This window comes from Colwellia sp. E150_009 (assembly GCF_053543955.1).
Window position 1 is genome coordinate 13,786 of sequence record NZ_JBHFOM010000034.1, and the last position, 13,657, is coordinate 27,442.

General features: G+C 35.4%; 15 protein-coding genes. 3 read left to right on the top strand and 12 right to left on the bottom strand.

What is annotated here, in order from left to right; translation table 11 throughout:
* Positions 1 to 34: 34 nt before the first annotated feature.
* The 3 genes from ACE1OF_RS14140 to ACE1OF_RS14150 all read right to left on the bottom strand — a co-directional run bounded on the left by ACE1OF_RS14140 (position 35) and on the right by ACE1OF_RS14150 (position 4,056).
* Positions 35 to 655, bottom strand: a complete 621-nt coding sequence (locus ACE1OF_RS14140; RefSeq protein WP_448895290.1) for a YigZ family protein — start codon at positions 653 to 655, stop codon at positions 35 to 37.
* Between the two features lie 5 nt (positions 656 to 660).
* Positions 661 to 1,992 carry a Xaa-Pro dipeptidase gene (gene pepQ / locus ACE1OF_RS14145; protein WP_448895291.1) on the bottom strand — a complete coding sequence of 444 codons (1,332 nt, stop codon included), beginning with the start codon at positions 1,990 to 1,992 and terminating at the stop codon, positions 661 to 663.
* 129 nt (positions 1,993 to 2,121) lie between these two features.
* Entirely contained in the window at positions 2,122 to 4,056 is a 1,935-nt protein-coding gene (locus ACE1OF_RS14150) for a transglycosylase SLT domain-containing protein (protein WP_448895292.1), read from the bottom strand.
* A 101-nt stretch (positions 4,057 to 4,157) separates the two neighbouring features.
* Here ACE1OF_RS14150 and tusA point away from each other — a divergent pair, with 101 nt between their 5' ends.
* Positions 4,158 to 4,403 carry a sulfurtransferase TusA gene (gene tusA / locus ACE1OF_RS14155; protein ID WP_448895316.1) on the top strand — a complete coding sequence of 82 codons (246 nt, stop codon included), beginning with the start codon at positions 4,158 to 4,160 and terminating at the stop codon, positions 4,401 to 4,403.
* Positions 4,404 to 4,445: 42 nt separating this feature from the next.
* Here the strand turns inward: tusA and ACE1OF_RS14160 are convergent, their stop codons facing one another.
* A complete protein-coding gene (locus tag ACE1OF_RS14160) occupies positions 4,446 to 4,697 on the bottom strand; it encodes a YdcH family protein (RefSeq protein WP_448895293.1) in 252 nt (83 codons plus the stop codon).
* A gap of 227 nt (positions 4,698 to 4,924) precedes the next feature.
* Between ACE1OF_RS14160 and lepB the strand changes: the two genes are divergently transcribed.
* A complete protein-coding gene (gene lepB / locus ACE1OF_RS14165; RefSeq protein ID WP_448895294.1) occupies positions 4,925 to 5,596 on the top strand; it encodes a signal peptidase I in 672 nt (223 codons plus the stop codon).
* Between the two features lie 65 nt (positions 5,597 to 5,661).
* Here the strand turns inward: lepB and glyS are convergent, their stop codons facing one another.
* The 7 genes from glyS to ACE1OF_RS14200 form a co-directional block, all read right to left on the bottom strand.
* Complete coding sequence (glyS, locus tag ACE1OF_RS14170) at positions 5,662 to 7,725, bottom strand: glycine--tRNA ligase subunit beta (RefSeq protein WP_448895295.1); 2,064 nt, start codon at positions 7,723 to 7,725, stop codon at positions 5,662 to 5,664.
* Entirely contained in the window at positions 7,725 to 8,675 is a 951-nt protein-coding gene (glyQ, locus tag ACE1OF_RS14175; protein ID WP_448895296.1) for a glycine--tRNA ligase subunit alpha, read from the bottom strand. The genes glyS and glyQ overlap by 1 nt, the downstream gene beginning before the upstream one ends.
* A gap of 379 nt (positions 8,676 to 9,054) precedes the next feature.
* Positions 9,055 to 9,432 carry a hypothetical protein gene (locus ACE1OF_RS14180; RefSeq protein ID WP_448895297.1) on the bottom strand — a complete coding sequence of 126 codons (378 nt, stop codon included), beginning with the start codon at positions 9,430 to 9,432 and terminating at the stop codon, positions 9,055 to 9,057.
* A 276-nt stretch (positions 9,433 to 9,708) separates the two neighbouring features.
* Positions 9,709 to 10,473 carry a metallophosphoesterase gene (locus ACE1OF_RS14185; protein WP_448895298.1) on the bottom strand — a complete coding sequence of 255 codons (765 nt, stop codon included), beginning with the start codon at positions 10,471 to 10,473 and terminating at the stop codon, positions 9,709 to 9,711.
* 132 nt (positions 10,474 to 10,605) lie between these two features.
* Complete coding sequence (locus ACE1OF_RS14190; protein WP_448895299.1) at positions 10,606 to 10,836, bottom strand: hypothetical protein; 231 nt, start codon at positions 10,834 to 10,836, stop codon at positions 10,606 to 10,608.
* 97 nt (positions 10,837 to 10,933) lie between these two features.
* Positions 10,934 to 11,320, bottom strand: a complete 387-nt coding sequence (locus ACE1OF_RS14195) for an exonuclease domain-containing protein (RefSeq protein WP_448895300.1) — start codon at positions 11,318 to 11,320, stop codon at positions 10,934 to 10,936.
* A 462-nt stretch (positions 11,321 to 11,782) separates the two neighbouring features.
* Entirely contained in the window at positions 11,783 to 12,088 is a 306-nt protein-coding gene (locus ACE1OF_RS14200) for an antitoxin Xre/MbcA/ParS toxin-binding domain-containing protein (RefSeq protein WP_448895301.1), read from the bottom strand.
* Positions 12,089 to 12,850: 762 nt separating this feature from the next.
* On the opposite strand from ACE1OF_RS14200, the gene ACE1OF_RS14205 reads away from it, so the two are divergent.
* A complete protein-coding gene (locus tag ACE1OF_RS14205) occupies positions 12,851 to 13,162 on the top strand; it encodes a DUF6957 family protein (protein WP_448895302.1) in 312 nt (103 codons plus the stop codon).
* A gap of 34 nt (positions 13,163 to 13,196) precedes the next feature.
* On the opposite strand, the gene ACE1OF_RS14210 is transcribed toward ACE1OF_RS14205, so the two are convergent.
* Positions 13,197 to 13,529 (bottom strand): hypothetical protein, encoded by a 333-nt coding sequence (locus ACE1OF_RS14210; RefSeq protein ID WP_448895303.1) that lies wholly within the window; start codon positions 13,527 to 13,529, stop codon positions 13,197 to 13,199.
* Positions 13,530 to 13,657 lie beyond the last annotated feature (128 nt).

Below are 13,657 nucleotides of genomic sequence, written 5' to 3' on the forward strand. Positions count from 1 at the left end.
TTTCATTGTTATTTTATTTCAGCTACAAACCAAGTTACAAATTATCCGACGGGGTTAACGATAGCTCTCCTGCTGATAATGTTTGCAGCTTATACTCTATCCAAATCAACTTTGCTTCAGGTAAAGAAAGCTTAAATTGCACTTGCTGTAAATATTCTTGCTCAATAACCTGCCCATCTACTTGGCTAATTATGTGTAATACATCATCAACTTGGTTATATTGACATGCTAAAGTTTTTGTCGCCATCGCTATTTTAGTTTTCGATTGCAGAAAAACTAAAGCTTGGCGAACACTGTCACCATAAGCTCGCTGTAAACCACCTGTACCTAACTTGATCCCTCCAAAATACCGTACAACAACAGCACAAACCTGCCCAATTTCTCCGCCTTGTAAAACGGCTAACATAGGCTTACCCGCTGTACCACTAGGTTCACCATCATCAGAATAACCATAACCTAAACTATTATCAGCAGCCTTTGTTAAAAAAGCATAACAATAATGGCTTGCTTGCGGGTGTAAAAGCTGACATTGCTTTACTTGTTCTTTAGCTTCTTCAATACTCTCACAAGGCTCTAAGTAACAAATAAAGCGACTTCGGTTGACAATAGTTTCATGTTCAACTTTATTAACAGCTATCTGATAAGGTGTAATCATTACAGTTAATCTAACCCTAGGTCACGAGTCATATTTTCATTATGAGATTGATGAACGATGATATTATCTTCAATACGAATGCCACCATAATCACGCATTTCATCTACTTTAGGCCAATTAATTTGGTCACTATAAGCTGATTCTTTTAATGTTCTCAATAAAGAATCAATAAAATATAAGCCAGGTTCAATCGTAAACACCTGACCAGCTTCAACGGTTCTTGAAGTACGTAAAAATGGGTGATTATCTGGTGCATTTATATGGGTACCTCGTTCATCCGCCATAAATCCCCCCATATCATGCACCTGCAGACCTAAATGATGTCCTAGTCCATGAGGAAAGAAAGTACTAACAATACCTGACTCTACTGCCGTTTCAGCACTCACAGTAATAAAATTAAATTCAGCTAATACTTGCGCTATTTCTTCGTACGTTACTATATGCAAATCAACATAACTCACGCCTGGTTTCAAACCATTAACAGCATTTAACATTAATGTATTCATACGTGATATTAAGTCTGCAAATTTATCTTGTTTGAAAGCATAAGTACGTGTGATATCAGCTGCATAACCATTAAAATTTGCCCCCGCATCAATTAAAAAAGACTTGTGCATTTGCGGTGGAGTTTTATCTAAGGCCATGTAATGTAACACTGAACAATTCTTATTTAATGCAACAATATTTCCATAAGGTGTTTCATCAGAGGTATAGCCTATTGCACTCAAGTAAGCATTTTGGATTGTATATTCAGTACCTCCACTTAAAAAAGCAGCTTTAGCGGCGGTATGGGCTTTAACAGCCAAAGCATTTGATTGACGTAAACAAATTTGCTCATAAGCCGTTTTATAGGCACGATGATAATGGATATAATTAAGCAGCCGTTCAGGGTTGATATCTTCAAAACCTAACGCTTTTGCTACTTCAATATGACTACCAATATAAGCAAAATCTTTTTTATCATAGGGAAGTAACTTATCAACCCCACTTGCTTGAGTCAGTACTTTTATATGAAAGAATTCATGCCAATAATCATCGGTCAAAGGGATTACCTTATGCCAAAAGTCAACAGGTTGATAATATATAAGAGTTGGTTTGTCTTCACCATTCACTATCAGCCAACAGTTGGGCACATCAATTAAGGGTAACCAATGTTTAAAATGAGGATTAACTCTAAAAGGGTATGCATTATCATCAAGAAATGCTTTTATTTCTTGACCTGAATGAATAACAACACCTTCAATTTTTTCATAAGACAAAGCTTGCCTTATTCGCTGTTGTAAACAATCAATATGTGCTGAATATTCTTCTTTCAACTTGTTAGATAATGTATTCATAAACCCTCCGAAAAATTTTCGATATCATAACACACCCTTTTATTGGCAAGCCATAATAGCATTATGACGCTTATATTAAGTTGTGCAGCATTTTTTACACTTTGTTTTCTTTTATAGAAAATACTGATACTAACCGCCAATACTCATATTAATGACATTTTCAAAAATCTGACTAACCTGCCCTGGTTTATTCTCATAAATTTCTTGGTAGGCAAGAACACTTTTAACATAATTCCTAGTTTCTTTATAAGGAATTGTTTCAATCCAAATATCAGCAGGCACTGCTTGAACACTATCAACCCATGTACCAACCCTATATGGCCCTGCATTGTATGCTGCTGTTGCAAGTACTGCATTACCTTTTGTTTTGCCAAGTAATATTTTCAAATATTTAGTGCCTAATTTAATATTGTTTTTTGCATTTAATAAATACCGTGTATTTATTTTACCTTTTTGCAAGTGTTTAGCTGTATTAGGCATTATCTGCATTAATCCTTTCGCGCCTACGGGTGAATTAGCATCATGCATAAAAGAACTTTCTCTGCGCGCTATAGCAAAAGCCCAAGAAGGTGCTATTTTTTGTGCCAAAGAGTAATAATGTATTTCTTCATTGTAGGCTTTAGGAAAACGTAGCCCTACATCATCTAGATAGCCAACATTTGCCAAGGTAAAAATAGTGCGATCAAACCATTGATTTTCATTAGCGACTTTGGCTGCAACTAATTTTTCACGATCATTCAATTGAGCAATTAAATAATTCCATTCTGACCGAGCTTGACGAAATCGCCCTAAAGAATAAAATTCAAATGCTCTTTTTGCAGCAGGATAGTTAATAAGATTACGCTTTTCTTCCAATGTAAAATCTAAGGGCCTATTTTGTAAATTTACAGGGATTTTTAAATAACCTGCAGCGAGAAAACCATAATAATGACGCTCATTAGCCAATTGCTGCAATAAGAGCTCACCAGATTCATCCATGTTGGTTGCAATTAAAGCTCTTGCATACCAATACTTCCATTTTAAATCGTCTTTATGCTCATTCGGCAATTGTTTGATTTCACTAATCAAACGCTCCCAATCCTGCTGTTTTAATGCTTGAGATAAGCGCCATTGCAATATATTTTTACTAAGCAAATTATAATCTAACTTATCTAACCACTGTTGAGCAGCATGATGATTTTTTGCAGATAAAGCTAAGGCAAATTTTTCAGTTATTTGTTGATGTTGTTGTTGAGTAAAATTAAACTTAAGTTGTGCTTTTTTAAAACTACGTAATGCGCTATCAGGGTAGCGCCAAATGAGCCTATTTAAGCCATAGGTTAATATTTCTGTTTCTCTTGCAGACTTATTTGGGAAATTTTTTAATTTACTGACAATTGAAGGATCACGTCTAACTTTATGCCATAACGTTCCTAAATATTGCTGTTCTGTTGGTAATAATTTAGTTAAATATGGAATGAGTGTGTGTTTTCCACCATTTGCAGCCAAACCTAAACGCTGCCAAATACGTTCATTTGTTTGATATCCAGCTTTTTTCCACCTTTCAAAAAGGGGATCACAAGCTTTATCTTGAGATTTACCTACAACCCACAGTTTTGTAACCTGCGGTAAAATATCACTTTCAGGTACTCCTGACTGTAATTTGAAGTTGAGTTGATGGCACGTCAATTTAACATTTGCAGTAGGCTTAAATGCTTGCAAAAACAATATGCCTTGTTTCCTGCTTGCAAGAAAATTCAACCATTTTTTTCGCAATGGCCAATCAAGTGGCGTACCTTGGTATTTAGCTAAAAAAGTGTTTATTTCTGTTGCATCAGAAAGTTGCATTTTATACATCAGTCTTCGCTGATCTAAATAAGGTTGTAAAGGGTAATAATGAAGTTGATTATAGAGTGTTTGAAATTGGACCGAGTTACTTTTGTGCATTAGTTTCTCAGCTTTTATAAAACTTTGTTGTTGAGCTTTATTTACACTTAGTTTTATCGGCTCACTCGCAGGCGAAATTGAGCTATAAATCACTATTATTAGCGCTAATACTCGTTTCAACACTAAACTAGTTAACATTAACTTCTCTATTCGCAAAACACATTCATTACTCTAGAGTATAAATAAAAATGATGTAAAATACGATGACAATAGCAATTTCATCTAACGAACTTATTTTTATGCTTAACGACATTTTTCAACAAACAGATCATTCTCTCGATGCTATAGGACTACGTTGCCCTGAACCAGTCATGATGGTTCGACTAAAAATACGAAAAATATTAAGCGGAGAAACCCTATTAATAACGTGTGACGATCCATCAACAACACGTGATATCCCCAGCTTTTGTCAATTTATGGAGCATGAACTTGTTGCTAAAAAAATAGATCAAAAACCCTATTTATATGTTATTAAGAAGAGCTAACATAGATAGCCCTCCTCCAAGTTTATCTACTTCTCTAAATATTTAAGCTGGTAATTCTGCCTTTTTCAACATTACAAATAGTTCATCTTTAAATTGAAGCCGTTCCTTTTTTTTCTGCTCTAAATATTCATCGCTGGTGTTCTCTACTCCTTGTTCTATTCGTACAATTTCCTGGTTAACTTCATGGTAATCATTAAAAATACGAGCAAAATGATTATCATTCATTTTCAGGTGATGAATTTCAGCTTCAAATTCTGGGAATTCGTGATGAAGGTCATGTTTTTCTATAATCATAGTATTCTCCTGTATGCCGTTAATATCTTAATATTTATGCTCTTTTCATCTTTACTCTACTCTTATATTCTCGGTAGTAATTGATCTAGCTCAAAGCTATCAGGGTTATCTTAATCTTATCACAAAACCAGCACCGTAATTAGTTGTAAGTAAGTATGTATTACTGGAACTTTAGGCTAGTAAAAAACTCTATACCTAGGTCTTTTTACTATTTGGATAATCTATTTATGCGTTTTTTCACAAAATTTTGGCAAAATAACAAATCATTTATACTTTTTATTTTATTAATGTCCGTTTTTCGAAGTGCCGTTGCCGATTGGTACACAGTACCTACTGGCTCAATGCTACCTACCATTAAAATCGGTGACAGAGTCATTGTTAATAAAATGGCTTATGATTTAAAATTACCTTTCAGCCAATATTCTTTGCTTACAATAAGTGAACCACAACGTGGTGAAATAGTCGTGTTTGAATCAGAGGCTGCCGACAATCGCCTGATTAAGCGTATGATAGGATTGCCCGGTGATGTGATTGCAATGAAGAATGAAAAGCTTTATATCAATGGTAAGCCACTGAATTATCAAGTTACCGAGCAAACCAGCAAGCAAAATGCTCAGCAGTTATTTGCTACCGAGCAAGTTGATACCATCAGCCATACCATTCGTATCGATAAAAATAGTAGTAATGAGCTTAGTAATTTTGGACCGATAACAGTACCTGACAATCACTACCTTGTTCTTGGCGATAATCGCCGTAACAGTGCAGACTCGCGTGTTTATGGTTTTGTACCTCGTCATGAGATCAAAGGTAAAGCCACATCTGTTGCATTTTCGTTCAATTATGACAATTATTATTTACCACGAGACAATAGATTTTTTAAAGATATTTATTCTATTTGATTTTTGGATAACAAAAAGGGCATATTGCTATACCCTTTGTCTTTCATTTTACGATACAACTATTTTTATAGTTGAGAAATATCCGCAATAGCAAAGAAGCTATTTCGTATTTCATTCAGTAATGTTAAGCGGTTTATTTTTACCGCTTCGTCATCACTCATCACCATAACGTTATCAAAGAATGTATCGATGGGTGTTTTTAATTGTGCAAGTTCAGATAAAGCGGCTTGATAGTTTTTATCCGCCATTAATGGAACTACTTTTAAATTTACCGCTTTGAATATAGTTGCTAGGTCTTTCTCTGGCTCTTCAGACGCTAACTCAATTTTAAACTCATCAAAAAGTTGTCCTTCAAACTTGGCAAGAATGTTACCGACACGTTTATTGGCAGCCGCTAAGGTTTCTGCTTCTGGTAATTGACCGAAATAACTTACCGCTTTAATGCGTTTGTCAAAATCTAGTGGTGCACTTGGCTTTTTAGCAAGTACCGCTTGAATAACATCTACAGCAATACCTTGCTCTTGATAAAATGCACGGAAGCGACCCATTACAAAATCAAGTACGTTCTCTGCTGTATTAGCATTACTTAACTTATCCCCAAATAAAGCAATACTTTCGCTAATAAGCGTAGCAAGGTCTAAATCAAGCTGTTTTTCAATAATAATACGTATTACACCAATTGCTGCTCTTCGTAGTGCAAATGGGTCTTTATCGCCCTTAGGTGGCTGATTAATACCAAAGATACCAACAAGCGTATCAATTTTATCACTTATCGCAACTGCACAACCAATATTAGCCTCTGGTAAACTATCACCAGCAAACCTAGGACGATATTGATCTTCTAATGCTTGGGCTATAGTTGAAGCTTCACCATCATTGATAGCATAGTATTTGCCCATGGTGCCTTGCACTTGTGGGAACTCTAACACCATGTCAGACATCAAATCTGTTTTACTTAACAAACCTGCACGGTAAGCATCTTCACTGTTCTCGCCTAACTGTTGAGCAATCACTTTACTTAGTTCCGCAATTCGCTCTGATTTTGCTTTTAATGTACCAAGTTGTTTTTGAAATAATACTGATTCTAACGTTGATAATCTTGATTCCAGTGTTTGCTTTTGATCTGTTTTAAAGAAAAACTCTGCATCGGCTAACCGTGGGCGAATAACTTTTTCATTACCAAAAATAACTTGCTGAGGATCTTTAGACTCAATATTACTAACAAAAATAAACTTGTTTACTAATTCACCATCATTTGTTGTTACTGGAAAGTATTTTTGATGATCTTTCATTGAATAAATTAACGGCTCTGCGGGTACTTTAAGAAAATCACTATCAAAGGTACCCACTAACGTTACTGGCCATTCAACTAATGAGGTTACTTCTTCTAATAAGTCTTCATCAATTAAAGCTACCGCTGAAATATCTGTTGCAACCTGCTTGATTTGCGAAACAATTTTATCTTGGCGAGCTTGATAATCAACGACCACAAAGGCTTTTAATAATTCAGCTTGATAGTCATTAGCATGATTTAAAGTAATTAAACCTTGGTGATGAAATCTATGCCCTTGCACTTGATTACTTGAGTTAACGCCAAGTGCTGCACCTTTAATAATTTTATCACCAAACATCATTGTTAAGGTATGAACTGGACGAATAAATTGGGTACGTTCTGCTCCCCAACGCATAGGTTTTGCAATGGGTAATTTATGTAAAGCGTTTGCAACCATATCAGGTATTAGTTCACTTATGGCTTTACCAGCAACTGTTGCTTTATATAGTAACCACTCACCTTTTGGTGTAATTAAACGCTCAGCTTGTTCTACTGTAATACCATTAGAGCGTGCCCAACCTTCTGCTGCTTTACTCGCTTGACCTTGCTCATCAAAAGCTACGTTAACTGCTGGGCCGCGCTTTTCAACTATTTTATCTTGTTGTTTAGCTACTAAATCCAATACTTGTACAGCTAAACGACGAGGCGTAGCAAACCATTTAATGTCAGAATAGCTTAAATCACCACTGTCTAGCTGGTTTTTAATATTATCAAAAAATGCTGTTGCTAATATTTTTAATGACTTCGGTGGTAGTTCTTCTGTTCCAAGTTCAATAAGGAGAGTTTCAGTCGTCATTATTTTTCTCCTTTTATTGCGGATTCTTTTGCTTTGTTATCTTTAGGAATATCATTCTTACACAATGGAAAACCTAACTCTTCACGTTTGGCGTAATAAGCTTCTGCACAGGCTTTAGATAAAGTTCTAACACGCAAAATATAACGTTGGCGTTCTGTTACTGATATTGCATGACGTGCATCAAGTAAATTAAAAGCATGTGACGCTTTCATTACCTGCTCGTATGCCGGTAATGGTAAATTAGCTTCTATCAATTTTTGGCTATCTTTTTCACATTGGTCAAATTGTGAGAACAAAGCATCTACATCAGCAAATTCAAAATTGTATGTAGATTGTTCAACTTCATTTTGGTGGAATACATCACCATAGTATACGGTACCCATAGGACCGTCAGTCCAAACCAAATCATAGATACTATCAACATTTTGAATGTACATAGCTAAACGTTCTAAACCATAGGTAATTTCGCCTGTAACTGGCGTGCATTCTAAACCACCTACTTGTTGAAAATAGGTGAATTGTGTTATTTCCATACCATTAAGCCAAATTTCCCAACCTAAGCCCCATGCGCCTAGCGTGGGTGATTCCCAATTGTCTTCAACAAAGCGAATATCATGCACGAGCGGATCAATACCTAACTCTTTTAATGAATCAAGATATAAGTCTTGTATGTTTTTGGGTGAAGGTTTTAGCATTACTTGAAATTGATAATAATGTTGTAAACGGTTCGGGTTTTCACCATAACGACCATCTGTTGGTCGTCTACAAGGTTGCACATAGGCACTGCTAATAGGCTCTGGTCCTATTGAACGTAAAAATGTCATTGGGTGGAATGTTCCGGCGCCAACTTCTAAGTCTAACGGTTGAACGATAACACAACCTTGTCGTGACCAGTAATCTTGCAACTGCAAGATAAGTCCTTGAAACGTTTTACAATTGAAACTTGTCATGGGTATTGAAATTCACTATGAGTTATAAATTAACACGCATTAATTACGTGCGGTTTTAAAGTAGAAATGCTCGGTTTTGATGACCGAGCATATTATTCATATTAATGAAAATCAACTTCTCTTAATACGTCTACTTTTTGTACTTGTGGGATCTCATAATTCGTGAAACCACACTCCTCTATTTTTATTGCCTGTGGCATGAATTATGAGACTTTATTTTGCCCAGAAAATTTCATAATTCATGGCACCATCACCATGAAATCTCACATTTCATGAAATACCAACTAAAACAGTAGGTTACCTATTTACCTATAATGGTAAGGGAGAATTGTACATTACATCAACGATTTGATCTATGCTAGCTCTACGCTTCGAGTATTTATTTTTCTAATTCCTTAAACTTTTTAGGTTTTAATAAGTAATACTCACCGTCACATTCTAAAATCAAACGATTTAAAGGGTGTTTAGGTGAAATTACTTGTTTACAAATAGAAGTGTATTCTCTTAGAAAAGTAGTTTTTTTCGTAAATTTACAACTTAAGTTGACCATTACTATTCTATATTTAGACGGTTTATTAAATGACATCACATCATCAACCTCAGCGTAATCGCCATATACTTTTTTCGGCATAAGTAAAATACTCTCACCTGTTTCGTCATCAACTTCTAATGTTGTACTATGCGGGAGGTTACCCAAATCAGCAGGCGTAATTATGAATTTATTTTCAATCTTCTTAAAAAATGATTTTGTGTTCATCTATTCACTTTCCTTATATTAATAATGATCTTCCCAAATAATATAATGGCAACCAAAATTCATGTTTCTATCTATCTGTACTTAGGTTTGGTACATAATTCTCTAATGCCTTGTTTATCGAAAGAGTTCGAAGTTCAAAAAACGATTCATATGACAAAGCGATGAAGTACATCTTATTGGAAACACTAGGTTGCTGTTCCCTTGAAAGATAGGGCTCAAGTTGCGACATGCTTATATTTCCTTATCAAATGACACAAAGTTAAAATAAACCTTGAGTTAAATTTCAACGATATAGCTTTCATTAAAGTTTTTAATGCGCTCTTCAGGCACATAACCTCGCTGATTTGATATAACACGCGATTTCCCTACATGATAATCAACGTTATAATGAGTATGCCCATGTATCCAAAGTTGTGGCTCAAATTCATGTAAAATATCATCTAAGTTTGAACAATAAGCTGGTGACAATTTATCTAATTTATAATCAGGCATAATTGATTGTGCTGATGGTGCGTGATGGCTGACAACCACAACATCTTGATTATGTGTTTTTGCTGAAGCTAATTGTTGCTTTAAAAATAAAATAGCCTCGCTATGTAACCTAACAGTATCTCCAACCGTTAGTTTTCTATACCGACCACCTTGATTAAACCGAATAACACGATAATCATGCATTTTATCTTTTGCAAATAAAGCGCTTGTTGCTTTGGTGTGACACAAATCAAAATCAGTCCAAAGGGTTGAGCCGATAAATTTAGTCCCATCAATAGTAACTTCCCTGTTATTTAATAAATGAACATTTGTATTGTCAGCAGCAGCTTTCATTTTTTTAAGGACGGCTTGGTAAACACCTTTATAATATTCATGATTACCAGGCACATAAATGACAGGTTGATGAAAGGTTTTAGTCGCCCACAAAACGCCTTTATCGCCCACGTCAATATCACCTGCAAGTATTACAACGTCGGCTTGCTTAACTGATTCAGGTGGAACCCAAGGCGTAAACTCATTGTGTAAATCAGAGAAAATAGCCAGCTTCATCGTATCCTCTTTGCCTTATCTAGGTCACATGCCTCAAATAACGCGTTAAGTGATTGCTCTAAAACCTGCCGCTCTCTATCAAACATGTGTGTTAGCTCATTGTACATATGCCCTTTTTCTTTATATGTTTTCTTATTTCGTTTCATGCTGTACTCGAATATCTATATAAAAATCATACAAAGGCTTGGATACCTCACTACACTTGAGTGCCACTGCATCTAACCACGCAAGGTATTTTGCTAACCGTAGTTCATCCCAATCAGGCAATGCATTGGCACCGGAAATAATATTCTTTGCATCATCTAAAGCCCGGTGTGCTTTTCCTTCAATGACTAACCCAGCCAAATTCATCGCACGCCTCATTCCAGTCGAGGCTTTACCTTTTGCGTTTTAGAAAAGGCCTTTTTCAAATCCAACTTTAAAGGAATGTTCAATGGCGCAACATGGTGAAACGTACAATCTAATGCCAACTGCACACTGTCATATGCGCCTCACGAACAAAACAGATAATCATCATATTGATTAAGCCAATCCAAAAATGAGTTAAAAACAATTGTAAACTCATGGGCTGCATCAACATCAACTTGCTCAATTCTCTGCAAAAAACGGTTGATTTAGGATGTTGTACAGATTTTATTAAGAACTGAAATTCATCAACAACCTGTAACTGCTTTGTGCAAACCAATAACGCACCTATTTCAATAATCTCTAATTCATTACTCGCAATAGAGCCATCTTCTGTGCATGTTGTTTCTATGTCGACAATTAACAAATTACTGTGTTGTTGGAGGAGTTTTTCAAGCTGTGAATAATCTATATTATCGATGGTTGTCCATTTCCTTCTCACTCTCTTAACAACAATAAAAAGCTATCGCTATTCTCTGTGCATGAACATCACTACTTGTATTTAATAGGCTAAAAAGTGTAGACCTTATTTTCATATCATGAAGATTAATGGATGATTTTCTGAGTCTTGAGTTTTCTACCTTACATGCATTTCAATTTCTGTTATTGAGACAGTAGAAACAAGCCTGTTAACAACCTTATAAAATAGATACGCACCACTAACAAAAGTATCAGACTAATTTTTATTGTCAAGATAAAGCCGTCATAAAAAGACCATCTCATAAGTGTTTATGGGTTAGTATGTACTTATAACATATGTTCTGCGTATAAATTATGTTAACCGGATAATAAATGGGCATGAGACTCAATATATTAAGTTCGGTGACATTGAAGCACCAAATGACATGACTTAATGAAAAAGTATTATTAATATGACCAAACATTAGATAAAGCGCAGTAAATGCTATGTTTTATTTTTCATCGCTACTAAGTATTTTTCAACTTTCCCTAAACCGTCAGGTGTTGCTATTAATTGAAGTGGCTCTCCCTTCAGGGAATTGTTATGCGTCACCATCCAATGCTGCATAAATTTTCTGTCGCCACCAGCAATTGAAGATAAGGCACGAAGTGCGCTCAGCAATAAAAGTTGGCGCTGTTGTTGGGGAGAGTTAGAATAAAAGCCATTCTCAATTTGCTGATGATAACAAGAGGCAGAAATAAAAGCTTTCATGATGACTTTTGACGATTGACTTGAAATGTTATTACTCACAATTGTAAATTAGCACATATTAAAAGTATTCTCAGTATACCGCATACCCCACGGCAATTTCACTCCGAAATAGAATATTCCCACTCGAACTTTTCGAGCAATTAACTCTTGGATTAAACAACCACTTGCAACTTAAAGTTAAGTGTCACTATCTAACTGAGTTTGTTGTATTTAAATATCAACTTTTTGGTACAGATGAATGCTCTGATGTGTAGTGCACCACTTTCGCTGAGTTGAGCGTGCTCAATGTTTCATATTATTAAGGCTGTAAATTTCGCTGTTCGGGTAAAGTTATCATATTGGCCGAAGTAATATTAAGTCAAAACCACTGGAAAATACTGATGTAAATGCCTGTCATAACCACCACCAAACCAAAATTTTTTTGCCTCTATGCTTTTTTGAATGTGCCAGCCTTCCTCTGAGAAGTTGCCAGCAAGAAGGTAAGCAAAGATAAGAAAGTCAGCTGTAAATTCGCATCCATTTGGCACTTAAATATTTAAGACTGACATACCTCAAACTTTTTGACTGAAACAAGAGTGGCACCACAATGAAACAGCTTTAATTTCACGTTAATAAAATCAATTAATTTACGTAATATTAATAAGTTGCTTATGTTTGCAATGTGCAATGCTGAATTTAGCAGATGCTATAGTGAAAGACCAATTTGTATTGAATTTTACCCATTATATTTCTTAAAAATCTTGGCAATATTCCGCGCTAACTTTTAATATAAATGCTTATTGTTTGGTTGGGGATGATGCCATGAATACGGTTGTAAAAGATTGGATTATTGTCTCTGTTTTAGATAACGAGCAACTGATCGGTGAGGTTTTATATGGCACCGTTATTGATGACATGACTTGCCGATTCGCTACTGGCGATTATGTTAGCACTTCACAGATAATGAATTTTAATTCCTCACTAATTACAACCGCTACAGGTAGCCTTTATCAAGTCCTCGGCAAAGGCCGCAGGGCTATCATTGACTTTGATGATTTCGAGTTACTTCGAAACGGTTTTAGCCCTGAGATGATCAACCAACTCAATTTGGCACCAAACGACTATTTTCACTAGACGGTAAAACCAAACGCAAAAAAAGAAAATCTGATTATGTAATAACCATTTCAGAAATATCTTCTAGAGATCCCAACTCAACATAAATTGGATGTAATGGCTTATTTAATCGGTATTTTGGTCTTAATACACATCTGTGCTCTTTTTGGTACGCATAAGCAAAATGTTTCCAGAACTCTTTGTCTTTATCTTCCAAAGCATCATCATAAGGGTCGTAGTAATAAACGTTTCTTTCCAGAAATTGCCAGTTAGGAAGTGTTTCTCGTAAAGCTGATTTTAGTTTGTTTAAAAATAATTTTTTGTCTCTAATTATCAAAGCGGCATCCGATGTAGTAGCTAACCATTTCTTTTGGGTATTGATGTTCATTTTACTTTCTCCTATTTTGAATAGGGAGAAAGCATAATGGTTAGCAGTCGTTAATGTTAGGTGTGGTTTATCTGACGCTTACAATAAAATCAAAGATTCTGATTTAGCAATAGGTGAAAAGCAACAAA

What these genes read in the sequence shown, in the direction of transcription:
- ACE1OF_RS14140 (WP_448895290.1), bottom strand. Translation starts at nt 655, where the DNA reads ATGATTACACCTTATCAGATAGCTGTTAATAAAGTTGAACATGAAACT.
- pepQ (WP_448895291.1), bottom strand. Translation starts at nt 1,992, where the DNA reads ATGAATACATTATCTAACAAGTTGAAAGAAGAATATTCAGCACATATT.
- ACE1OF_RS14150 (WP_448895292.1), bottom strand. Translation starts at nt 4,056, where the DNA reads ATGTTAACTAGTTTAGTGTTGAAACGAGTATTAGCGCTAATAATAGTG.
- tusA (WP_448895316.1), top strand. Translation starts at nt 4,158, where the DNA reads ATGCTTAACGACATTTTTCAACAAACAGATCATTCTCTCGATGCTATA.
- ACE1OF_RS14160 (WP_448895293.1), bottom strand. Translation starts at nt 4,697, where the DNA reads ATGATTATAGAAAAACATGACCTTCATCACGAATTCCCAGAATTTGAA.
- lepB (WP_448895294.1), top strand. Translation starts at nt 4,925, where the DNA reads ATGCGTTTTTTCACAAAATTTTGGCAAAATAACAAATCATTTATACTT.
- glyS (WP_448895295.1), bottom strand. Translation starts at nt 7,725, where the DNA reads ATGACGACTGAAACTCTCCTTATTGAACTTGGAACAGAAGAACTACCA.
- glyQ (WP_448895296.1), bottom strand. Translation starts at nt 8,675, where the DNA reads ATGACAAGTTTCAATTGTAAAACGTTTCAAGGACTTATCTTGCAGTTG.
- ACE1OF_RS14180 (WP_448895297.1), bottom strand. Translation starts at nt 9,432, where the DNA reads ATGAACACAAAATCATTTTTTAAGAAGATTGAAAATAAATTCATAATT.
- ACE1OF_RS14185 (WP_448895298.1), bottom strand. Translation starts at nt 10,473, where the DNA reads ATGAAGCTGGCTATTTTCTCTGATTTACACAATGAGTTTACGCCTTGG.
- ACE1OF_RS14190 (WP_448895299.1), bottom strand. Translation starts at nt 10,836, where the DNA reads ATGAGGCGTGCGATGAATTTGGCTGGGTTAGTCATTGAAGGAAAAGCA.
- ACE1OF_RS14205 (WP_448895302.1), top strand. Translation starts at nt 12,851, where the DNA reads ATGAATACGGTTGTAAAAGATTGGATTATTGTCTCTGTTTTAGATAAC.
- ACE1OF_RS14210 (WP_448895303.1), bottom strand. Translation starts at nt 13,529, where the DNA reads ATGAACATCAATACCCAAAAGAAATGGTTAGCTACTACATCGGATGCC.